Below are 22,304 nucleotides of genomic sequence, written 5' to 3'. Positions count from 1 at the left end.
TTTTCTTTCTCCCCCCTCTCCTTCTTCTCTCTTCTCTCTCGTTTTCTGTGTTGTTTTTGTTTCTCGTCGGTCCCCCCCCCCCCCCCCCCCCCCCCCCCGCCCCCCCCCCCCCCCGGCAGGGGAGTCACGGCTTCTGGAAGCCTGCGTCCTGGAGGATCTTCTGAGCCTCCGGGCTGCTGAGCCACTGCACGAACGCGGCCGCCGCGTCGGCGTTCTTGGAGGACTTCAGGGTCGCGGCCGGGTACTGGGCCACCGCGTTCTGCGCGTCCGGGATCTCCACGGCGTCGACCTTGCCGGCGGCGGAGGCGGCGTCGGTCTTGTAGACGATGCCCGCGTCCGCCTCACCGAGCTCGACCTTGGTGAGGACGGCCCGCACGTTCGGCTCCTGCGAGACCGGCCTGACCGTGATCTTCTGCGCGTGCAGGACCTTCTCGCTGTAGCGCCCGACCGGCACCTCGGGCGCGGCGAGCACGACCTTCAGCTTGCTGTCGGCCAGGTCCTTGAGCGCGCCGACCTTCTTCGGGTTGCCCTTGCCGGTCGCGATGACGAGCCGGTTCCTGGCGATGACGGCCGCCGCGCCGGTGTCCGACTTGAGGCCGTCCATGGTCCTGGTGTCGGCGGTGACCAGGGCGTCGGCAGGGGCACCCTGCTTGACCTGGGCGGCGAGCTCCTGCGACCCGGCGAAGGAGAACGTCACCCTGGTGCCCGGGTGCTCTTTCTCGTACGCGGCGCCCGCCGTCTTGAAGACATCGGTGAGCGAGGCGGCGGCGAGAACCGTGAGCTTCGCCGCGGGCGCGGCGGTGGAGCTCCTGTCGGAGCCCGCGTCGATCTTCTCGCCGCCGTCGTCGTCCTTGCCGCAGGCGGCGAGGGGGACGAGCAGCGCGGCGGTGACGGCGGCGGCCGCGGCGCTGCTCCGGGTGAGGAAGGGGGCCATGGGGGCGGTGCTCCTTGGGTGCTGAGCCGCGCCGGTGACGGCGACGCCGCTGGAACGAGGACGTACTACGGGGACGTACGGGATGTCCTGAGCGGGCGTGTCTAAGCGCGGTCGATGTGCACGCTGGTCGACTTCACGCGGGCGGTGGCCTGCATGCCGACTTCGAGCCCCAGCTCCTCGACGGCCTCCCGGGTGAGCAGCGAGACCAGCCGGTGGGGACCGGCCTGGATCTCGACCTGGGCGGCGACATCGCCGAGCTTCACGGCGGTGACGATGCCCGGGAAGGCGTTGCGGGCGGAGGTGTACGAGACGTCGTCCTCGCCGGCGCCGCTCTGGGCGACCTCGACGGAGAACGCGGCCAGGTCGCGGCCGTCGATGAGCCGGCGGCCGCTGTCGTCGCGGTGCGTGGCGACGCGACCCGCGTCCGCCCAGCGGCGGGCGGTGTCGGGACTGACTCCGAGCAGACGGGCGGCCTGGCCGATCGTGTAGGACTGCATGTGCCACAAGATAGGCCAGATCGGGCCGCATATACAGATGCTTTGGGTGTATCCATGTCGCAGGTGCGATGCTGGTGGAGGAAGCTCCAGGGGAGTGTGGGGCTGGTTACTGGGGATCCACTCCTTGTGGGCCGCGACCGCGCGCGTACCCGTCGGCCCGCCTCTTCCCGCGCGGCGAAGCCGCCCACCACGGCGGGCACGCCCTGAGCCTGGGCGTCCCCGGACCAGGCGAGGGGCAGGCTTCTGCATTCTGGCCCGTCGTACGCCGGTGAAGCGCGCCAGGAAGTCCCGTACGGGCGGGTATCCGCGATGCGGCGCCAACGGGTGTTGGAGTGTGTCGAGTTGGTGGACGACGCGGACCGAGCCCAGGGCTGGGTCGGCGGTGAGAGGGTCGTGGCCGACGTGCAGGGCGGCGTCCAGCTCGCGCCGGTGCACGTGGATGCCGACGAGGGTGATCCGGCTGAAGGCGAGGGAACGGGCGCGGCCGGTCTCCCGCAGAGCGGGCCCGTTCGGGTGCCCCAGAGCTGCGTCGTACTTGTGCAGGTCCCGGTGGACGAGGGCCGACTCGCTGGCGAGCGCGGCGGCGCCGAACGGGCTGAGCCAGGGGTGCTCGGCCTCGGCGGCCGTCTCCGAGACCTACATCGCCCCCACCGAGCTCTTCCCGCACGACGGGCTCCACCCAAGACCGACAGACCCCGTCCACCGCCGCATTCTGGCTCGGCAACTGGCCGCGAGGCGTGCTGACCTCTCTGGTCTAGGCCTGTCCAGGGGGTTACGGGACGGGCGTACTGCCCGGCTGCCGAATGCTGCGCTTACCCGGAAACCCCAGCTCAGGGCCACACAAGGCAATAAGGCTGATGCCCAGCCTCATGCAGCCGCACGGAGAAGTCCTGCCACTCGTGCAGCAGCTGGTAGACGTTGAACGCGTCGCGCGGGCCGCCGCGGTCGGGGACCGTGGACCAGATGAAGGCCGCCGCGCCCACCGTCTCCTCGCCGACGCCGCGCAGCGGGTCCACGACCGTCATCGGGAGCTTGACCACCGCGTAGTCGGGGTGGAGGACGACCAGCTCCAGCGGGGGGACCTTGTGCAGCGGTATGCCCTGGATGCCGGTGAGGACCATCGCGGCCACCGTCTCCGGCTTGATCTTGGTGAACATGCCGCCCATGCCCAGCTCGTCGCCGCCGAGCTCCTCCGGGCGCATCGAGATCGGCACCCGGGCCGCGGTGGCTCCGTCGGGCGCGCCGAAGTACTTGTAGGTCACCCCCACTCGGCCACTCCCGTTTCCCGGACCCGTGACGCGGTCGATCCGTTCTTCCGCGTCGCGCCGGTGCCGTCCCCGCCGACGGGCGCGTTCGGGACCCCGGTCATCGGTCCCCTCGCCCAGTCCGCCACCGCGATGCATATCTTTCACCCGATTGCTTGTAGCCCGACTGCTTTGTAGACGGCGCGACCCCCGCCGCGCAACCCGATCATCGTGTCAGTGACCTCCCCCACCGGGGTGCGGTGAAACACCTGTCCGCAAGAACGTCCGGGCCTCTGCCACCATGGCCTGTGTGAGCTATCCGTACGAATACGACGCCCCAGTTTCGCAGACGCTATTCGACCGCGCGTCCCTCGTGACGCCCGGCGGCGTGAACTCCCCCGTCCGTGCCTTCCGCGCCGTGGGCGGTACGCCCCGGTTCATGGTGTCCGGCGCGGGGCCCTATCTGACCGACGCCGACGGGCGCGAGTACGTCGACCTGGTGTGTTCCTGGGGTCCGATGATCCTCGGGCACTCGCACCCGGACGTGATCGCCGCAGTGCAGGAGGCCGTCGCGCGCGGCACCTCCTTCGGTACGCCCGGTGAGGGCGAGGTGGCGCTCGCCGAGGAGATCGTCGCCCGGATCGAGCCCGTCGAGCAGGTCCGTCTGGTGTCCTCCGGCACCGAGGCGACCATGTCCGCGATCCGGCTCGCCCGCGGCTTCACCGGCCGCGCCAAGGTGATCAAGTTCGCCGGTTGCTACCACGGTCATGTCGACGCGCTGCTCGCCGCCGCCGGTTCCGGCGTGGCCACGTTCGGGCTGCCGGACACCCCGGGTGTCACCGGCGCCCAGGCCGGCGACACGATCGTGCTCCCGTACAACGATCTGGACGCGGTCCACGCGGCCTTCCACGCCCACCCGGGCGAGATCGCCTGTGTGATCACCGAGGCCTCGCCCGGCAACATGGGCGTCGTGCCCCCGGCGGACGGCTTCAACGCCGGTCTGAAGGCGGCCTGCGCCAAGAACGGCGCGCTGTTCATCTCCGACGAGGTCATGACCGGCTTCCGGACGTCGAAGGCCGGCTGGTACGGCGTCGACGGGGTCAAGCCCGATCTCATGACCTTCGGCAAGGTCATGGGCGGCGGCTTCCCGGCCGCGGCCTTCGGCGGCCGCGCCGACGTGATGGCCCACCTCGCCCCGGCCGGACCCGTCTACCAGGCGGGCACCCTCTCCGGGAACCCGGTCGCCACCGCCGCGGGCCTGGCCCAGCTGCGACTGCTCGACGACGCCGCGTACGCCAAGGTCGACGCGGTGTCGAGCGAGATCCAGTCGCTCGTGACGGCCGCTCTCGCCAAGGAGGGCGTCGCCCACCGGCTCCAGACGGCGAGCAACATGTTCTCCGTCTTCTTCACCCCCGACGAGGTGCGCGACTACGAGGACGCGAAGAAGCAGGAAGCATTCCGCTTCACCGCCTTCTTCCACGCGATGCTGGCGAACGGCGTCTACCTGCCGCCGTCCGCCTTCGAGTCCTGGTTCGTCTCGACCGCCCACGACGAGCGCGCGATCGAGCGCGTCGCGGCCGCGCTGCCCGCCGCCGCCCGTGCCGCAGCGGAGGCCACCGCATGAGCCCCACCCCCGAAGACCTCACCGTCGTCCATCTGATGCGGCACGGCGAGGTCCACAACCCGGACGGCGTGCTCTACGGGCGCCGCTCCGGCTACCACCTCTCCGAGCTCGGCCGGCGGATGGCCGACCGGGTCGCCGAGCATCTGGCGGGCCGCGACATCACGCACGTGGTGGCGTCCCCGCTGGAGCGCGCCCAGGAGACGGCCACCCCGATCGCCAAGGCGCACGGGCTTGACCTCGGCACCGACGCGCGGCTGATCGAGGCGGGCAACGTCTTCGAGGGCAAGACGTTCGGCGTCGGCGACGGCGCCCTGCGCAAGCCCGCCAACTGGAAGCACCTCACCAACCCGTTCCGCCCGTCCTGGGGCGAGCCGTACGTCGAGCAGGTCGTACGGATGATGGGCGCCCTCGACGCGGCGCGCGACGCGGCCCGCGGCCACGAGGCGGTCCTGGTCAGCCACCAGCTGCCGATCTGGACCGTGCGCTCCTTCGTGGAGCGGCGGCGGCTGTGGCACGACCCGCGCAAGCGGCAGTGCACGCTCGCCTCGCTGACGTCGTTCACGTACCGGGGCGACAAGATCGTCTCGGTGGGCTACAGCGAGCCGGCCCGCGATCTGGTCCCGTCGCACCTGCTGGCCGGGGCGAAGCCGGTGAAGGGGAAGACGAAGGCCTTCGGCGCGTGAGCGCTTCGCTTTGAGCGGAGTGCGCTGTCCGCGGACCGGTGGGGGCTGGTCGCTCCCCCAAGTTCTCGGCTTCGCTCGAACAGGGGGGACCCCCATCGCGGCGGAGCCGCACAGCGTCGCAGCCCCGCGCCCGTTTGGGCGCGGGGAACTGCGACTGACTCGTCGCCCTGCGTACAACAAGACTGACGACCCGTACGATTTGCGAAGATTTGTGCGACTGTAGGGAACCATCGCGCGCCCATAGGCATCTCATGTGATGTCCACAGGGCTGTGGCCGGTGTGGACACCGGGGACGACGATGCGATGGGGACGAACGGTATGCGTGGGATCAGTCGAAGGGGAATGCTCGGGCTGGGACTCGGGGCCGCCGCGGCGGTCGGTGTGGCCGGATGCGGCGGCGACGACTCGGGCGGCGGCAAGGCCGGCGACGGCAACGGCAACGGCAAGGGCGGCCAGGGCTCCGGCAAGAAGGCGGAGGCCAAGCTCATCGGCGACGGCTCCACCGCCGACACCGGCAAGCAGCCGCACCAGCCCCCCAAGCCCGTCCCCCTCGAACCCGGCCAGACCCCGCCGCAGTTCGTGGTCTTCTCCTGGGACGGCGCCGGCGAGGTCGGCAACGGCCTCTTCCCGCGCTTCCTGGACCTCGCCAAGAACCACGGCGCCTCGATGACCTTCTTCCTCTCCGGGCTGTATCTGCTGCCCGAGTCGAAGAAGCGGCTCTACCAGCCGCCGAACAACAAGGTCGGCGCCTCGGACATCGGCTACCTCAGCGACGACCACGTCAAGGCGACCCTGACCAATGTGCGCCGGGCGTGGAACGAGGGCCACGAGATAGGCACCCACTTCAACGGTCACTTCTGCTCCGGCCGCGGCGACGTCGCCAACTGGACCCCGGCCCAGTGGCAGAGCGAGATCGACCAGGCGATGTCGTTCGTCACCAAGTGGAAGACGAACACCGGCTGGACCGACGAGGACCCGCTGCCCTTCGACTACAAGCGCGAGCTCATCGGCGCCCGCACCCCGTGTCTGCGCGGCCAGGACAACCTGCTGCCGACCGCGCAGAAGCTCGGCTGGCGCTACGACGCCTCCTCGCCCGGCGGCACCCAGGTCTGGCCGGTCAAGCGGCACGGCCTGTGGGACCTGCCGCTCCAGGCGATCCCGTTCCCCGGGCACAAATTCGAGGTCCTCTCGATGGACTACAACATCCTCGCCAACCAGTCGAAGAATTCGACCAAGGCGCCGCCGGCGAACTACCCGGGCTGGCGCGAGCAGGCCGCCCAGGCGTATCTCAAGGGATTCACGCGGGCGTACGAGTCGAACCGCGCGCCGTTCTACATAGGCAACCACTTCGAGCAGTGGAACGGCGGCATCTACATGGACGCCGTCGAGGAGGCCCTGAAGGGGATGGCGGGCAAGAAGGACGTGCGCCTGGTCTCCTTCCGGCAGTACTGCGACTGGCTCGACGTCCAGGACCCGAAGGTGCTGGCGAAGCTGCGTACGCTGGGGGTCGGCCAGAAGCCCGCCGGTGGCTGGAACACGTTCCTCCAGCAGGCGTGAGCAGCGGGCGGCGCGGCTCTTTAGGCGGTCTTGACAAGGGTCTTTACGGGCACTCAGGGGGGTGCCCAAGATCCCCCAAACGGTCATGCGAAACTTTTCACATGTCCGTGAGCCCTGCCTTCCCCCGTCGCCGCGCCTTCCTGCTGGTCACGGCAGTCGCGGCCGCCGGTGCGCTGACCCTCACGTCGTGCGGCTCCGGTGGCACGTCCGGCGGCTCGGGCGACACCAAGTTCGTCACCGGCACCGGCGGCATCTCCACCGTCGCCAAGAGCGGCCGGCACGCCGCGCCCAAGCTCTCCGGCGAGACCGTCGACGGCAAGCAGTTCGACGTCGCCGATCTCAAGGGCAAGGTCGTCGTGCTGAATGTGTGGGGCTCGTGGTGCGCGCCCTGCCGGGCCGAGGCGCCCTATCTCAGCAAGGTCGCCAAGGAAACCCGCTCGAAGGGCGTCGAGTTCGTGGGAATCAACACCCGCGACACCGACAAGGGCCCGGCCGTCGCGTTCGAGAAGCAATTCGACGCGGACTATCCGAGTCTGTACGACCCGATCGGCAAGCTCATTCTCCGCTTCCCGAAGGGAAGCCTGAATCCGCAGGCCATTCCGTCGACGATCGTCCTCGACAAGGACGGAAAGATCGCGGCCCGGGCGCTGATGGCGCTCGACGACAAGAAGCTCCACGAGATGATCGACCCGCTGATCGCGGAGAAGTGATTTCGTGGACGCGTCCTTGACCGCACTCGCCGCCCAGTCGGCGCCTGGCGTGAACGACACGGTCCTGAGCGGGGCCCTGCTCGTCGCCCTGCCGGTGGCCGTGCTCGGCGGGCTGATCTCGTTCTTCTCGCCCTGCGTCCTGCCGCTGGTGCCCGGCTACCTCAGTTACGTGACGGGGGTCACCGGCACCGATCTCGCCGAGGCCAAGCGCGGCCGGATGGTCGCCGGGGCGAGTCTGTTCGTCCTCGGTTTCACCGCAGTCTTCGTCTCCGGCGGGGCCCTCTTCGGCTTCTTCGGCCAGACGCTCCAGGACCACAACGGCACGCTCTCCAAGATCCTCGGCGTGCTGATGATCCTGATGGGCGTCTTCTTCATGGGCCTGATGCCCTGGCTCACACAGCGCGAGTTCCGGTTCCACAAGCGGCCGGTGACCGGGCTCGCGGGGGCGCCGATACTGGGCGCCCTCTTCGGCGTCGGCTGGACGCCGTGCCTGGGGCCGACGCTCACCTCGGTGAACGTGCTGGCCATGGACCAGGCGAGCGCCGGCCGCGGAGCCATACTGACCGTCGCCTACTGCGTCGGTCTCGGACTGCCGTTCGTGCTGGCGGCGGTCGCCTTCCGCAAGGCCCTCGGCGCCTTCGGCTGGGTGAAGCGGCACTATGTGTGGGTGATGCGCACCGGAGGCGTGATGATGATCGCGACCGGTCTGCTGCTGCTCACCGGGGCCTGGGCGGAGCTCATCCAGCAGGTGCAGGTGTGGTCCAACGGCTTCCAGGTGGGTGTCTGAAACATGAGCAAGACCGAAGCGGCCCCGGAAGAGGTGCCGCGCAAGGCGACGGAGTCGCCGGCGGGGGAACCGGCCGAGGCGGGTGCCCAGCAGCGGGCCGCCGACGAGCGGGACCTCGGCGCGGCCGGGTCGCAGCTCTCCACGGCCCCGGCCGAGGACCTGTCGAACGGACCCGTCGGCATCGGCGTGCTCGGCTGGGTGCGCTGGTTCTGGCGCCAGCTGACCTCGATGCGGGTCGCCCTCGTCCTGCTGCTGCTGCTCTCCCTCGGCTCGATCCCCGGCTCGCTGATCCCGCAGACCAATGTGGACGAGCTGAAGGTCGCCGACTTCCAGAAGCGGCACGACACGATCTCGCCGCTCTACGAGAAGCTCGGCATGTTCCACGTGTACAGCTCGGTGTGGTTCTCCGCGATCTACATCCTGCTGTTCGTCTCGCTCATCGGCTGCATCGTCCCGCGCACCTGGCAGTTCGTCGGACAGCTGCGCGGCCGCCCGCCGGGCGCGCCCCGGATGCTGACCCGGCTGCCCGCGTACACCACGTGGCGCACCGAGGCCGAGCCCGAGCAGGTGCGCGCGGCCGCCGCGGCGATGCTGAAGAAGCGCCGCTTCCGTACGCATGTCGTCGGGGACGCGGTCGCCGCGGAGAAGGGCTACCTCCGCGAGGCCGGAAACCTGATCTTCCATGTCTCGCTGATCCTGATCCTGGTGGCGTTCGCCGTCGGCCAGCTCTTCAAGTCCGAGGGCGGCAAGCTGATCGTCCAGGGCGACGGGTTCTCCAACACCCTCACCCAGTACGACGACTTCAAGTCCGGCTCGCTGTTCAAGACGGACGACCTCGCGCCGTTCAGCTTCACCCTGGACCGCTTCGACGCCACGTACGAGCGCAGCGGGCCCAACCTCGGCACCGCCCGCGAGTTCGTGGCGCACGTCACCTACTCCGAGGGCGCCGACGGCAAGCCGCAGAAGAAGGCCATCGAGGTCAACAAGCCGCTCGTGGTCGACGGCTCCAAGGTCTACCTCCTGGCCCACGGCTATGCGCCGACCGTCACCGTCAAGGACGGCCGCGGCAAGGTCGTCTTCCACGGCGCGGTGCCGCTGCTGCCCATCGACAACAACATCTCCTCCAGCGGCGCGATCAAGGTGTACGACGGCTACACCGACGCCAAGGGCAAGTGGGACCAGCTGGGCTTCGCCGCGTTCTTCGTGCCGACCTACGGCGGCAAGGGCAACGGGACGATGTTCTCCCAGTTCCCGGCGCTGGACTTCCCCGTCCTCAACGTCGGCGCGTACCACGGAAGCCTCGGGGTCAACTCCGGGCTGCCGCAGAACGTGTACCAGCTCGACACCGACAAGATGAAGCCGTTCAAGGACGACCAGGGCAAGGTCCTCAAGAAGACCCTGCTGCCCGGCGAGACGCTGGCCCTTCCCGAGGGCGCCGGGTCGATCACCTTCGACAAGGACATCAAGCAGTGGGCGAGCTTCCAGATCTCCCAGCAGCCGGGCAACAACCTCGCTCTGACCGGCTCGGTCCTGGCGATCGCGGGCCTGGCCGGATCGCTTTTCATCCAGCGGCGCCGGGTGTGGGTCCGCGCCGTGCCCGGTAAGGACGGCGTCACCGTCGTCGAGATGGCGGGGCTTGGGCGGAGCGAGTCCGCGAAGCTCCCCGAGGAGCTGGCCGATCTCGCGGTCACGCTCATTCCAGAGGCGCCGACCGCGCCTGATCCCGCACCTGAGCCCGCCAGGGACCAGGTGGCAGAACCTGCCGAAGCTGAAGGGGCCGAGAAGTGATCCTCGCCGCCACAACCAACGAGAGCCTGGCGCACACCAGTAACTACCTGATCTATTCGGCGATGGCGGTCTATCTGCTGGCCTTCTTCGCGCACATGGCGGAGTGGATCCTCGGCAGCCGCAGCAAGGTCGCCCGCACCGCGGCCGCGCTCACGGCGGACGCCGCGCAGCAGGACGGCGCGGGCACGGTGAAGGTGCAGGTCGCCAAGAAGGGCGGCGGAACCGCCGTACTGGAACGGCCCAAGGTCGTCACCCGCTCCGCGGCAGGCAACCGTGACGTGCCGGACGGGCCGGGCGCCGCCGCAGGCGATGTGAAGGGCGACCTCTACGGCCGTATCGCCGTGTCCTTCACCGTCCTCGCGTTCCTCGTCGAGGCCTCCGGTGTGCTCACCCGCGCGCTGTCCGTGCAGCGGGCGCCGTGGGGCAACATGTACGAGTTCAACCTCACCTTCTCCACCGTCGCCGTCGGTGTGTACGTCACGCTCCTCGCGCTGAAGAAGAACGTGCGCTGGCTGGGCCTTCCGCTGGTCACCTCGGTCCTCCTCGACCTCGGCCTCGCTGTCACCGTCCTGTACACCGCCAGCGACCAGTTGGTTCCCGCCCTGCACTCGTACTGGCTGTGGATCCACGTCTCCACCGCGATCTTCTGCGGCGCGGTCTTCTACGTGGGTGCCGTCGCCACGGTGCTCTACCTCTTCCGGGACCGCTACGAGGCGAAGCTCGCGGAGGGCGGCAAGCCGGGCAACTTCGCCACCTCGGTCCTGGAGCGGCTGCCGGCCGCCGCCTCCCTGGACAAGTTCGCGTACCGGGTCAACGCGGCGGTCTTCCCGCTCTGGACGTTCACGATCATCGCGGGCGCGATCTGGGCCGGCGACGCGTGGGGCCGCTACTGGGGCTGGGACCCCAAGGAGGTCTGGTCCTTCATCACGTGGGTCGCGTACGCCTGCTACCTGCACGCGCGCGCCACGGCGGGCTGGAAGGGCCGCAAGGCCGCGACGCTGGCGCTGCTGGCCTTCGGTTGCTGGCTCTTCAACTACTACGGCGTCAACATCTTCGTGAACGGCAAGCACTCGTACGCGGGCGTGTAGTCCCGCACGCACCACGGCGTGCACGAGCGCCGCGCGCCCGTTCGGGTGACACTGGTGCCATGACGGATGTGATCCCTCATGGCACCAGTGAGACCCACGACGGCGCCTGGTTCCTCCGCTACGAGCTTCGTCTGCCCCACCCGCAGGAGCGGGTCTGGGCGGCCGTGGCCACCCCCGAGGGCCTGCCCGGGTGGCTCTGCGCGGCCGATGTGCTGGAGCCCCGGCTCGGCGGCGCGGTGACCCTGAGATGGCTGAACGCGGGGCCCGAAGGTATTCATTCCGGCCACGTCACGGCCTGGGATCCCGACCGGGTCGCCGAGTACACGGTGGACCTGCACGGCCGGATCCGGTTCCATCTGGAGCCCGCGGGCCCGTCGGCGACGGTGCTGCGCTTCACCAACGAGTTCCCCGGCGACGACGCGCTGCGTCTGGACTGCCTGGCGGGCTGGCACAACCACTTCGACTTCCTCGCGGACGCCCTGGAGGGCCGCCCGAAGGACTGGTCGACGTGGTCGCCGGGGCAGTGGCTGGAACTGCGGAACGCTTACGCGAGCGGCTAGGGCCTGTCCGGCGGATCTTGTCCGGGACGCGGGGTCCTGGCATGCCCTCCCCCAAGGCCTCAAGGGCCAGGGGGGACCCCCTGCGGCGTTGTCGTCGGTTGCCGACTCCCCCAAGCTCTCGACTTCGTTCGAGCAGGGGGACCCCCATCGCGTCGACGCCCTCGTCCGCCTTGCGGCATTGGGGTCTCCCCTGCTCGAACGAAGTTGAGAGCTTGGGGAAGCACCAGGACCCCGCTCACCGGGACCGAAAGGCGCAGGCACCTCGCAGGCGACCAGATCCGCCGGACAGGCCCTGGTCGGCGGTACGCGGGCTCAGTGCTCGGGGTCCTCGTCCTTGGGCCGGTTCAGGCTCGCCAGGAACTCCGGGTTGTCGTCCGGAGCCGTCCACGCGGGGCCCGGCGCCGCACGGCGCGGGCGGCCCGCGAAGAGCCAGGCGACCGGGCCGACCAGCACCTCGCCGAAGAGCAGGATGATGATGACCCACACCACCTTGGGGAGGCCGCGGACCTCCTCCTCCGGGGTGTTCAGACAGTCGATGAACGCGTAGATCCACAGCGCCAGGACCAGCAGGAACGGCAGATACCTGAGCATGTTCGGGTGGTCCCCCCAGGGAACGGCGGCGGGGCGTCCGGCAGCCCCGGTGACCGGCCCAGGGTAACCGGTGCCCGATACTTGACCCCATGGCTTACGACGATCTTCGCTCGCTCCTCCGGGCGCTGGAGCGCGAGGGCGACCTCATCCGTATCAAGGCCGAAGTCGACCCGTACCTGGAGGTCGGGGAGATCGTCGACCGCGTCAACAAGGCCGGCGGGCCCGCGCTCCTCTTCGAGAACGTCAAGGGCGCCGCCATGCCCCTGGCCATGAACGTCTACGGCACGGACCGGCGGCTCCTCAAGGCCCTCGGGCTCAAGTCGTACGAGGAGATCAGCGAGAAGATCGGCGGGCTGCTCAAGCCCGAGCTCCCGCACGGCTTCGTCGGCGTGCGCGAGGCCTTCGGCAAGCTCGGCTCGATGGTCCACGTCCCGCCGAAGAAGGTGAAGGACGCCCCGGTCCAGGAGGTCGTCCTCACCGGCGACGACGTCGACCTGGAGCAGCTGCCCGCGCTGTTCACCTGGCCGGAGGACGGCGGGTCCTTCTTCAACCTGGGGCTCACCCACACCAAGCACCCCGAGACGGGCGTGCGCAACCTCGGGCTCTACCGGCTCCAGCGCCACGACAAGCGCACCATCGGCATGCACTGGCAGATCCACAAGGACAGCCGCAACCACTACGCCGTGGCGGCCAAGAAGGGCGAGCGGCTGCCCGTCGCGATCGCCTTCGGGTGCCCGCCCGCCGTCACGTACGCCTCCACCGCGCCGCTCCCCGGCGACATGGACGAGTACATGCTCGCCGGGTTCATCCAGGGCAAGCGCGTCGAGATGGTCGACTGCAAGACCGTGCCGCTCCAGGTCCCGGCGCACGCCGAGGTCGTCATCGAGGGGTGGCTGGAGCCCGGCGAGATGCTGCCCGAGGGGCCGTTCGGGGACCACACCGGCTTCTACACGCCGCAGGAGCCGTTCCCGGCGCTCACCATCGACTGTGTGACCATGCGCCGGCGTCCGCTGCTCCAGTCCATCGTCGTGGGGCGCCCGCCCACCGAGGACGGGCCGCTGGGCCGCGCCACCGAGCGGTTCTTCCTGCCGCTCCTCAAGGTGATCGTGCCGGACATCGTGGACTACCACCTGCCCGAGTCGGGCGGCTTCCACAACTGCGCGATCGTCTCGATCGAGAAGAAGTACCCCAAGCACGCGCAGAAGGTGATGCACGCGATCTGGGGAGCGCACATGATGTCGCTCACCAAGCTCATCGTGGTCGTCGACGCCGACTGCGATGTGCACAACCTGCACGAGGTGTCCTGGCGGGCCCTCGGCAACACCGACTACGCCCGTGACCTGACCGTCGTCGAGGGGCCGGTCGACCACCTCGACCACGCCTCGTACCAGCAGTTCTGGGGCGGCAAGGCGGGGATCGACGCGACCGCGAAGTGGCCCGAGGAGGGCTACACCCGGGACGGCGGCTGGCCGCACATGGTCGAGCCGGACCCGGACACGGCGGCGAAGGTCGACCGCCGTTGGAAGGAGTACGGGCTCTAGTGAGTGCCTCTGCCGCAGCCGTTCCGCAGCCCGGCCGGACCAAGGCCTTTTTGCGCCTGGTCATGATCGAGCACTCGGTCTTCGCGCTGCCCTTCGCCTACATCGCCGCCCTCACCGCGATGTTCCAGCTGGACGGGGACATCCACTGGGGCAAGCTGCTCCTGGTCACCGTCGCCATGGTGGGGCTGCGGACGTTCGCGATGGCCTGCAACCGGATCATCGACCGCGAGATCGACGCCCGCAATCCCCGTACGGCCTCCCGCGAGCTGGTCACCGGCGCGGTGACCGTGCGCTCGGCCTGGACCGGCGCGCTCGTCGCCGTCGTCGTCTTCCTCGGCGCGGCCGCCCTGCTCAACCCGCTGTGTCTGGCGCTGGCGCCGATCGCCGTGATCCCGATGGTCGTCTATCCGTACGGCAAGCGGTTCACCGACTTCCCGCACGCGATCCTCGGTCTCGCCCAGGCGATGGGGCCGGTCGGCGCCTGGCTCGCCGTCACCGGCGAGTGGTCCGGGGACGCGGTGATCCTGGGGCTCGCCGTCGGCGTGTGGATCGGCGGGTTCGACCTGATCTTCGGCAGCCAGGACGTCCAGGCCGACCGCGCCCACGGCGTGAAGTCGGTGCCGGCCCGCTTCGGCGTCCCGGCCGCGCTGTACGGGGCGCGCGCCTGTCACGTCGTCACCACGGCGCTCCTCGTCTGGTACGCGCTGGCCACCGACGCCGGGGCGTTCTTCTGGACCGGGCTCGTGGTCGTGGCGGTGGCGTTCGTCTACGAGCACACGATCGTCAAACCGCACGACCTGTCGCGCCTCAACCGGGCGTTCTTCACCACGAACGGGTTCATCGGGATCTCGCTCTTCGCCTGCGCGCTCCTCGACCTGCTGGTGCGCGGGCTCTCGGCGTGACCGTTCCCACCCCCGGGTGGCCGGATAGGCTCGGACACGTGGAGCAGGTGAACGTACACAGTCAGCGAGAGGCGGGGCAGCCGCGCACGCCCTGGGTCGTCGGGGTCTCCGGCGCGTCCGGGACGCCGTACGCGGCGGCCGTGCTGCGGGGGTTGCTGGACGCGGGCGAGAGCGTGGACCTGGTGGTCTCGCGGGCCTCGCGGCTGACGCTGCTCGACGAGACGGGGATCGCCTTCCGTGACGCGCACTGGCGCGAGGATCTCGCCAAGTGGCTGGCGCGGGGGGCGGACGGGAAGCCCGGGACCTTCGAGGTGGACGACGTCCGCCTCGACGGCGTACGGCACTGGAGCGCCGGGGATCTCGGCGCCGGGCCGTCGTCCGGGTCGTATCCGGTGAAGGGGATGCTGATCGTGCCCGCCAGCACGGCCTGTGTGGCCGGGGTGGCGCTGGGGCTTTCGAAGGACCTGTTGCAGCGGGCCGCGAGCGTGACGCTCAAGGAGCGGCGCCGGCTGGTGGTCGCGGTGCGGGAGACGCCGCTGAACGGGCAGACGCTCAAGCACCTGGTGACGCTGGACGAGGCGGGCGCCGTGGTGCTGCCCGCCTCTCCGGCGTTCTACGCGGGGGCGACACACATCCAGGATCTGGTGGACTTCGTCGCGGGGCGGGTGCTGGACGCGGCGGGTGTGCCGCACAGCTTGTACCGCCGTTGGGAGGGAGAGCTGGGAGGAGGCTCCCGCCCTTCCGGTTAGCGCTTCTTGGCGGCGCGCTTCAGAGCGCGGCGCTTCGTCGCGGTGGGCTGGTGGGCACGCGAGCGGTTGGCCAGGTCCTGAAGCTCGCGCATACGGGCGTAGGCCATCTCGATCGTGTACACGGTGTCAACACTCCTGAAAGATCGTCTTTGATCTGCTGGAAAATGATGCAAGCAGCTGAATGATTCACAGGGCGTCGACCCTGTGTACCTTGGATTCTACACCTAAACTCGCGGTATTGCTGAACAATGGAAGGCTTCAGGCATATGGACGCCGTGGACAGGCAGCTCATCCAGGCTCTGCGGGAGAACGGCAGGGCCTCGTACGCCGAGCTCGGCCGGCTCGTCGGTCTCTCCGGGCCCAGCGTCACCGACCGCATCAACCGTCTTGAGGCGGCCGGGGTGATCACCGGCTACCGCGCCACCGTCAACGCCGCCTCGCTCGGCCTCGGCGTGACCGCCCTCATCGGCATCTCGCTCTCCGACGCCGCCGACCACGAGGACGTCGCCCGACGGCTGCGCGACCTGGAGGAGATCGAGGACTGCTGGTTCATCGCGGGCGACGACTCGTACATGCTCAAGATCCGCGCCTCGGACGTCGACGGCCTGGAGAAGACCATCCGCCGCCTCGGCTCCACCAAGGGCGTCTCGCGCACCCGGACGACGATCGTGCTCTCCACCAAGTGGGAGAACCGGGTCGGCGAATTGCCCGAGTAATCAGGGGCGTAACGTGGTGGAGGCTGTGTACGGAGATTATTGGGAGGCCGCCGCATGACCGCATCCATCACCGATGTGGGCTTCAAGCGCGAGCTGGAGGCTAAGGTCCGGGCCGGTGAGCGGCTGTCCCGCGAGGACGGCATCGCGCTCTACGAGTCGGACGACCTGGCCTGGCTCGGCGGCCTCGCGCACGAGGTGCGCACCCGCAAGAACGGTGACGTCGTCCACTTCAACGTCAACCGGCACCTCAACATGACGAACGTGTGCACCGCGTCGTGCGCGTACTGCTCGTTCCAGCGCAAGCCGGGCGAGAAGGACGCGTACACGATGCGCATCGAGGAGGCCGTCCGCCTCGCCAAGGCGATGGAGAACGAGAACCTCACCGAGCTGCACATCGTCAACGGGCTCCACCCGACGCTGCCCTGGCGCTACTACCCGCGTTCGCTCAAGGCCCTCAAGGAGGCCCTGCCGAACGTCGGCCTGAAGGCGTTCACGGCGACGGAGATCCACCACTTCGAGACCATCTCGGGGCTGACCGCCTCCGAGATCCTCGACGAGCTCATCGACGCCGGTCTGGAGTCGCTGACCGGCGGCGGCGCGGAGATCTTCGACTGGGAGGTCCGTCAGCACATCGTCGACCACGCCACCCACTGGGAGGACTGGTCGCGGATCCACCGCCTCGCCCACGAGAAGGGCCTCAAGACCCCCTCGACGATGCTGTACGGGCACATCGAGGAGCCCCGCCACCGCGTCGACCACGTGCTGCGCCTGCGCGAGCTCCAGGACGAGACGAACGGCTTCCAGGTCTTCATCCCGCTGCGCTACCAGCACGACTTCGTGGACATGAAGGACGGCAAGGTCCGCAACCGCCTCCAGGCGCGCACCACGATGGCGACCGGCGCGGAGGCCCTGAAGACCTTCGCGGTCTCCCGCCTCCTCTTCGACAACGTGCCGCACGTGAAGTGCTTCTGGGTGATGCACGGCCTCCAGACCACCCAGCTCGCGCTCCAGCACGGCGCCGACGACATGGACGGTTCGGTCGTCGAGTACAAGATCACGCACGACGCGGACAACTACGGGACGCCCAACAAGCTGACCCGGGACGACCTCCTCGACCTGATCCGCGAGGCCGGGTTCCGCCCGGTGGAGCGCAACACCCGGTACGAGATCATCCGCGAGTACGACGGCCCGGACCCCGCGCTGCGCGAGTCGCCCCAGGCGATGCGGCTCTGAGGGACGCCTCTGTGGGGCCGACGTTGCCGATCCCCCTGAATTGATCGAATAACGGGCGTGCTTCACTGGTCGGGCAGGATCGCCGTACGAGAGAGAAGGTCAGCCGTGAACATCGCCAAGCCGAGCGCAACCGTCCGGTACACCGCGATGCGCGTCGCCGTCTTCGTCGGCTGCCTGGTGTTCGTCGCCGCCCTGGTCCACTTCGGGGCCATGCCCGCCGGTCTCGGGGACGCCAACGTGATCTGGGTCGTCCTGCTCGCCCTGGTCCTCTCCGCGCCGCTCAGCTTCGTCCTGTTGCGCAAGCAGCGCGACGAGATGTCCGCGCAGATCGTCACCAAGGTCGAGTCGGCGAAGGCCCGCCTGGAGGCGAACCGCAGCCAGGAGGACGGCGCGGTCCAGTAACCGCCCCGCACGTACCCTTGCCCGGGAGCATGACAGCGGCCCGGGAGGATGCGGACTGATGGATGCGGGTGGGGATTCGGGGTCGGGTCCGGCTTCGGGGAAGCCCCGGCGGATGCCGCGGGCCGTGCGCGAACAGCAGATGCTGGACGCGGCCGTACGCACCTTCGCCCGGCTCGGGTACCGGGCCGCCTCCATGGACGGGATAGCCGAGCTGGCCGGAGTCTCCAAGCCGCTCGTCTACCTCTATCTGAACTCGAAGGAAGACCTCTTCACCGCCGTGATCCGGCGGGAGGCCCGCGCGCTCGTGGAGGCCGTACGGGCCGGGGTCGAGCCGACACTGCCCGCCGACGCCCAGCTGTGGTCCGGGCTGCGGGCCTTCTTCGTCCACACCGCCGAACACCCCGACGGCTGGGCGGTACTCCACCACCAGGCACGCACCCACGGCGAGCCGTTCGCCGCCCAGGTCGCGGTGGCGCGCGAGGAGATCGTCACGTTCGTGACCACCCTGATAGCCGCGGCGGCCCGAGAGGCCCACGGCGTCGGGGAGCTGGCGACCCGGGATGTGGCAGGCCTCGCCCAGGCCCTGGTGGGCGCGGCGGAGTCGCTGGCGGGCTGGGCCAACGAGACGGAGGGGGTCTCGGCGAAGGAGGCGGCGGGGACGCTGATGAACTTCGCCTGGGCGGGCCTCGGAAACCTCATGCGGGGCGACCGCTGGTCGCCGTCTGCGTCTACCTAGCTGTGGGCGTGCGTGCCGCCAGGGGCTGGGGGTCCCCCCTGTTCCTCAAGAGCTCGGGGGAGGGCGGGCACGCGGCCTACCCGTCCCCGGGCTCCCCTGCATACGCCTGTGCCCGCACCCGGGCGGACCGGGAAGCGGGCACAGTTCCGTACGAACGGGTCTAGAACAGCCCCACCAGATCCTGCACCAGCGCCGCGTCCCCCACGATCGACGACGTGCCGTGCGCGGTCGCCGTGCCCGGGTAGAAGCGCAGGCCGCCCGGTGCCGCCTTGAAGACCGCCCAGAAGTCCGGTGCCTCCTGGCCCGTCGTCGGGACGAACTTCAGGTACGTGCCGGTGTCGACGACCGTTCCCTGCGCGTTGCCCGCGCTCGCGAAGAACGGGATGTTCGTCGACTGCCAGGCGCTCGGGCCGTAGACGGTCCGGGCGCCGATGCCGTACGTCGTGTTGCCCGAGGTGTCCGTGGCGCGGGTGCCCGGGTACAGGTAGAGCTTGCCGTAGTCGGCGTGTGCCGTGTCCGTCGTGATGTTGCGGCCGAGCAGGTCGGGGACGCCGTCGCCGTTGACGTCACCGGGGGCGGTGAAGTCGAAGCGGTCCCAGGAGGTGAAGCCGAACTGCTTGGCGGGGAGCAGCTTGTACGAGCCGGGCTCGGCCGCGAGCGGGCCCTCGGCCGTGCCGGAGTACAGCCACATCCCCTCGCCCTCCTGGACGACGAGGTCGGCGCCGGGCATGCCGTCGGCGTCGCCCGGGGCGAGGATCTGGCCGGTGCCCGCCCAGGTGCCCGGGACCGTCCAGTCCTGGGTCGCGTCGCCGTCGCACGCGAGGATCTGCGCGGCCGTGCCCTTCACCGCCGCGCCGCCCGCCACATCCAGGCAGCGGCCGGAGCCCTGGTTGAGCAGGGAGCCGTCGCCGCGGTCGAGCCACTGCTGGGCGGGGCTGCCGTCGCAGTCTGCCAGCTGGACGGGCGAGGCGAGGTCGGTGCCCGCGGCCGCCGCGCACTTGCCGAGCACCTTCAGGGCGCCGCCGGTGAGCTGGAAGTCCTGCGCGGCCGTGGCGTTGCAGGTGTAGATCTGGAGCGGGGTGCCGTTGGCGGTGCTCGCCGACTTCACGTCGAGGCAGAGTCCGCCGGGGCCGGTCAGCGGGCCGTTGTCCTTGCCGGTGGGGCGCAGCAGCTCCTTGCGCAGGCCGGTGACCGGTACCCCGTTGCCGTCGCCGGGGTACAGGTACAGCTTGTTGCCGATCTTGGCGAAGAAGTCCTCGTACCCGTCCATCGTCTGCCCGTCGGTGGCGGCGATGACGTCGCCCCGGTGGGCGAGGCGTGCGCCGTTCCAGCCGCCCGAGGCGATGGTGCGCGCTGTCTTCAGGGTGCCGTCGCCCTTGCCGCCGAGCAGCCGCAGGGTGCCGTCGGAGGCGGTGGCCAGCAGGTCCGTCTGTCCGTCGCCGTCGAGGTCGCCCGCCAGGTCGCCGTGGACCCGTCCGGCCGCGTCGTGCACGAACGCGGGCTGGTCGGTGACGATCAGGGTGGAGTCGGTCGGGGCCGAACCGCCGTCGTACGCCGAGGTGTTGCCCGCCTTGTCGTACGCCTCCACATGCAGCTTGTTGTTGGGCCACAGGCTCGGCTTCACGGTCACCGTGGCGGTGCCGTCGGCGCCCGCCTTCACATACGTACCGCTGGGGCACTTGAGGTTCGAGACGGACAGCGGCTGGTTGAGCGCGTAGCAGAAGCCGTCGACGCCGCCGGCGTCGGTGGAGGCGAACCTGACCGTACGGTCGGTGCGCGCGGGCACCTCGGCCACGTCCAGGGCGTGGCCGTCGGTGGCGGTGACGGTGGGCTTGGCGGGCGCGGTCTCGTCCACGCCGAAGCCGCAGCTCGTGGTCCACGCCGAGGTGTCCAGGCCGTCACGGGACTGGACGGACCAGGTGTAGCGCTTGCCGGTGGTGAGCAGTGAGCCGTCGATCCGAGCCTGGGCGGTGCCGCCCGCGGTCACCGTCGAGGTGGGCGATGCGACCACCGCGCCCGTGTCGTGGTCCTTCAGCTGGAAGGCGCCGGTGATCTGGCCGCCCTCCGGGTCGGAGATCTTCGCGGTGAGGGTGAGGCCGGTGTTGCCGACGACCGGGAACGCGGCCGGGTCGGTGGCGCAGGCGACCTGCACGAGCCCGCTCGCGCCGGGCGCCCAGGAGCCCTGGTAGGCGGCCGAGGAGTCCACCTTCGGCGCGGAGTTGTACGTGATCTCCAGGCTCGGGTCGTTCTGGAACTTCTTCCAGCTCTGCTCGTTGCCCTCGAAGTCCTGGCGCGAGCGCAGCCCAAGCGTCATGTCGTTGTCGCCGGCGTCCGCGACCGCCTGCACCGCGGTCTTGATCGTGGCGGCGTCGAAGTCCTCGCCGGCGGCGGCGCACTGGGTCGAGGACCAGCCGTGGGCGAACGTCTTCTCCTGGAGGGTCTGCTTCCAGGCGGGCTGGTTGTTCCAGGTGGTGGAGGAGGAGATGGGGCCGGTGAGGCCGAGCTCCACCGGGGTCTTGGTGCACGACCACGAGTAGCTGTTGAAGACGTTGAACTTGGCCGAGATGATCTTCGACCCGGCCAGGCCCTTGGTGTTCAGCTGGAAGTACGAGCGGGCGGTGCCGCTGGTCGACGACTCGTGGCCGACCCGGGCGAGCTTGTCGCTGAACGTGCCGCCGTTCCAGTACGCGGTGTTGGCGATCGAGGAGTTGCCCGACTGCTTGTAGGCCATGGCCCAGTTGTTGCGGCCGCCGCCGGAGAAGATCGGGTCGATGACGACGGGGAAGACGGTCCTGGGGTCCTTCAGCATCGCCGCGTCCGGGGTGATCCGCAGCCGTTCGGCGGTGACCTTCGTGCCCATCGCGACGAGCTTGGGCGGCGCGGTCTCGGCGGTCGGCCGGGCGCCGCGCACCAGCTGGGCCGCCGCCTGCTTCGGCAGGTGCGAGGAGTCCCACATGGTGGGCGCGGGGGCGGTGAACAGGCTCGCGCCGGAACGGGTGTCGGTGGCCGTCAGATTGCCCTTGGCGTCGGCCTTCAGACTGGCGCCCGCCGTGTGCAGCGCCAGCGAGAGCTCGGCCAGGCGCGGGTCGGCCGCGGCCTCACGGGTCTTGACGACCAGGTGCTGGGCGAAGCCGTCGACGTCGGCCCGCAGGGTGAGGTCGACGCCGGGCAGCACCTCGGGGTAGAGGGCCGTGTCACCCTCGACGCGGGGCTGCGGCAGCGCGTCCGGCCAGGAGACCGAGAGGGTCCTGCCGTTCTTCGTCATCGTGGCGAGCGGGCCGGTGCCGCCGCCGGAGAAGGAGATGCCGAAGATGGCGGCGGCCGGGGCGAGGCGGCTGTCGGCGCCCTGCTCCAGCGTGGCGTCGGCCGTGCGCCAGGCTCCGCCGACCCGGGCGAAGGCGGGGCGTACGTACTGGCGCATGGTGAGCGACCCGTCCGGGTTGGCCAGCACCTGCGTCATCTCGTCGCGGCGGTCCAGGATCTCGACCTGGCGGCCGGACTTCTTCGCCTGCGCGAGCGCCTGCGCTTCGCCCGTATCGGAATTCCCAGTTCCGGAAGTCTCGCTTCCGGAATTGCTAATTCCGGCCACAGAATTCTTGATTCCATGCGTACTTGTCCGGTTCTGCGTACCGCTGTTGGCGGTCTCGCCCGCAAATGCTGCCTGCGCCGAGGCCAGTTGAACCAGACCGCCCGCGCCGAGCGCGGCTGCCATCAGCGCGGCCGGCAGCCGTCTGCCCCGGCGTATGTGATGTCCCCTCACCAGTCCCCACCCTCATATCAGTTAATGCTGCTTGCAGAGCGGGAGCGTAACGCCGGAATAACGTCCGAACTAGCCTGTTCGCACCCTTGGCTGCGCCTTTGGGTGCGTATGCTTCGGCGATTGTTCTCCTCTCGTTACATCCCCTCCCAACTGCGGTGTTCGCACGGCGAATTGTTCTTCCGCCGGTAAATTCCTTGGTGTT

21 protein-coding genes are annotated in these 22,304 nt (G+C 69.8%); 15 read left to right on the top strand and 6 right to left on the bottom strand.

Annotation, left to right across the window (positions count from 1 at the left end; translation table 11 throughout):
* Positions 1-124: 124 nt before the first annotated feature.
* From modA to ACZ499_RS30460, 3 genes are all read right to left on the bottom strand, one after another.
* The gene (modA, locus tag ACZ499_RS30470; protein WP_468679433.1) at positions 125-934 is read right to left on the bottom strand and encodes a molybdate ABC transporter substrate-binding protein; all 810 of its coding nucleotides are present in this window, start codon (positions 932-934) and stop codon (positions 125-127) included.
* A 101-nt stretch (positions 935-1,035) separates the two neighbouring features.
* Positions 1,036-1,431 (bottom strand): TOBE domain-containing protein, encoded by a 396-nt coding sequence (locus ACZ499_RS30465; protein ID WP_468412926.1) that lies wholly within the window; start codon positions 1,429-1,431, stop codon positions 1,036-1,038.
* 830 nt (positions 1,432-2,261) lie between these two features.
* Positions 2,262-2,834, bottom strand: a complete 573-nt coding sequence (locus tag ACZ499_RS30460) for a hypothetical protein (protein WP_190093202.1) — start codon at positions 2,832-2,834, stop codon at positions 2,262-2,264.
* Between the two features lie 142 nt (positions 2,835-2,976).
* Between ACZ499_RS30460 and hemL the strand changes: the two genes are divergently transcribed.
* From hemL to ACZ499_RS30420, 8 genes are all read left to right on the top strand, one after another.
* A complete protein-coding gene (hemL, locus tag ACZ499_RS30455; protein WP_468412928.1) occupies positions 2,977-4,299 on the top strand; it encodes a glutamate-1-semialdehyde 2,1-aminomutase in 1,323 nt (440 codons plus the stop codon).
* Positions 4,296-4,982 carry a histidine phosphatase family protein gene (locus ACZ499_RS30450; protein WP_468679432.1) on the top strand — a complete coding sequence of 229 codons (687 nt, stop codon included), beginning with the start codon at positions 4,296-4,298 and terminating at the stop codon, positions 4,980-4,982. The genes hemL and ACZ499_RS30450 overlap by 4 nt, the downstream gene beginning before the upstream one ends.
* A gap of 318 nt (positions 4,983-5,300) precedes the next feature.
* Entirely contained in the window at positions 5,301-6,539 is a 1,239-nt protein-coding gene (locus tag ACZ499_RS30445) for a polysaccharide deacetylase family protein (protein ID WP_468679431.1), read from the top strand.
* A gap of 101 nt (positions 6,540-6,640) precedes the next feature.
* On the top strand, positions 6,641-7,249 hold the full coding sequence (locus ACZ499_RS30440; protein ID WP_468412934.1) for a TlpA family protein disulfide reductase: 609 nt from the start codon (positions 6,641-6,643) through the stop codon (positions 7,247-7,249).
* A 4-nt stretch (positions 7,250-7,253) separates the two neighbouring features.
* On the top strand, positions 7,254-8,036 hold the full coding sequence (locus tag ACZ499_RS30435; RefSeq protein WP_468679430.1) for a cytochrome c biogenesis CcdA family protein: 783 nt from the start codon (positions 7,254-7,256) through the stop codon (positions 8,034-8,036).
* 3 nt (positions 8,037-8,039) lie between these two features.
* Positions 8,040-9,824, top strand: coding sequence for a cytochrome c biogenesis protein ResB (gene resB / locus ACZ499_RS30430; RefSeq protein WP_468412938.1), 1,785 nt, complete (start codon positions 8,040-8,042; stop codon positions 9,822-9,824).
* On the top strand, positions 9,821-10,912 hold the full coding sequence (ccsB, locus tag ACZ499_RS30425) for a c-type cytochrome biogenesis protein CcsB (RefSeq protein ID WP_468679429.1): 1,092 nt from the start codon (positions 9,821-9,823) through the stop codon (positions 10,910-10,912). Before resB ends, ccsB begins: the two co-directional genes overlap by 4 nt.
* A 59-nt stretch (positions 10,913-10,971) precedes the next feature.
* Positions 10,972-11,472, top strand: coding sequence for an SRPBCC domain-containing protein (locus ACZ499_RS30420; RefSeq protein WP_385537942.1), 501 nt, complete (start codon positions 10,972-10,974; stop codon positions 11,470-11,472).
* A gap of 312 nt (positions 11,473-11,784) precedes the next feature.
* On the opposite strand, the gene ACZ499_RS30415 is transcribed toward ACZ499_RS30420, so the two are convergent.
* Complete coding sequence (locus tag ACZ499_RS30415; protein ID WP_468412944.1) at positions 11,785-12,063, bottom strand: PLD nuclease N-terminal domain-containing protein; 279 nt, start codon at positions 12,061-12,063, stop codon at positions 11,785-11,787.
* 89 nt (positions 12,064-12,152) lie between these two features.
* Here ACZ499_RS30415 and ACZ499_RS30410 point away from each other — a divergent pair, with 89 nt between their 5' ends.
* The 3 genes from ACZ499_RS30410 to ACZ499_RS30400 are packed head-to-tail and all read left to right on the top strand — an operon-like array spanning position 12,153 to position 15,255.
* Positions 12,153-13,604, top strand: coding sequence for a menaquinone biosynthesis decarboxylase (locus tag ACZ499_RS30410; RefSeq protein WP_468412946.1), 1,452 nt, complete (start codon positions 12,153-12,155; stop codon positions 13,602-13,604).
* Entirely contained in the window at positions 13,604-14,506 is a 903-nt protein-coding gene (mqnP, locus tag ACZ499_RS30405) for a menaquinone biosynthesis prenyltransferase MqnP (RefSeq protein WP_468679428.1), read from the top strand. The genes ACZ499_RS30410 and mqnP overlap by 1 nt, the downstream gene beginning before the upstream one ends.
* 38 nt (positions 14,507-14,544) lie before the next feature.
* The gene (locus ACZ499_RS30400) at positions 14,545-15,255 is read left to right on the top strand and encodes a UbiX family flavin prenyltransferase (RefSeq protein ID WP_468679427.1); all 711 of its coding nucleotides are present in this window, start codon (positions 14,545-14,547) and stop codon (positions 15,253-15,255) included.
* On the opposite strand, the gene ACZ499_RS30395 is transcribed toward ACZ499_RS30400, so the two are convergent.
* A complete protein-coding gene (locus ACZ499_RS30395; RefSeq protein ID WP_267890376.1) occupies positions 15,252-15,377 on the bottom strand; it encodes a hypothetical protein in 126 nt (41 codons plus the stop codon). The two genes, ACZ499_RS30400 and ACZ499_RS30395, sit on opposite strands and share 4 nt — an antisense overlap.
* 144 nt (positions 15,378-15,521) lie before the next feature.
* Between ACZ499_RS30395 and ACZ499_RS30390 the strand changes: the two genes are divergently transcribed.
* The 4 genes from ACZ499_RS30390 (at position 15,522) to ACZ499_RS30375 (ending at position 18,342) form a co-directional block, all read left to right on the top strand.
* Positions 15,522-15,971, top strand: coding sequence for an Lrp/AsnC family transcriptional regulator (locus tag ACZ499_RS30390; RefSeq protein ID WP_067160265.1), 450 nt, complete (start codon positions 15,522-15,524; stop codon positions 15,969-15,971).
* A 54-nt stretch (positions 15,972-16,025) separates the two neighbouring features.
* Positions 16,026-17,204 (top strand): aminofutalosine synthase MqnE, encoded by a 1,179-nt coding sequence (mqnE, locus tag ACZ499_RS30385; RefSeq protein WP_385537955.1) that lies wholly within the window; start codon positions 16,026-16,028, stop codon positions 17,202-17,204.
* Positions 17,205-17,309: 105 nt separating this feature from the next.
* Entirely contained in the window at positions 17,310-17,606 is a 297-nt protein-coding gene (locus tag ACZ499_RS30380; protein ID WP_468412952.1) for a DUF4229 domain-containing protein, read from the top strand.
* Positions 17,607-17,718: 112 nt separating this feature from the next.
* Complete coding sequence (locus ACZ499_RS30375) at positions 17,719-18,342, top strand: TetR/AcrR family transcriptional regulator (RefSeq protein WP_468679426.1); 624 nt, start codon at positions 17,719-17,721, stop codon at positions 18,340-18,342.
* A gap of 160 nt (positions 18,343-18,502) precedes the next feature.
* Here ACZ499_RS30375 and ACZ499_RS30370 read toward each other — a convergent pair whose 3' ends face one another.
* Complete coding sequence (locus tag ACZ499_RS30370) at positions 18,503-22,102, bottom strand: ricin-type beta-trefoil lectin domain protein (RefSeq protein ID WP_468679425.1); 3,600 nt, start codon at positions 22,100-22,102, stop codon at positions 18,503-18,505.
* Between the last annotated feature and the right edge of the window lie 202 nt (positions 22,103-22,304).

The organism is Streptomyces sp. NPDC031265 (genome assembly GCF_055570295.1).
The sequence above is the reverse complement of the archived record's forward strand: the minus strand, read 5'-3'. Positions and strand labels throughout refer to the sequence as shown.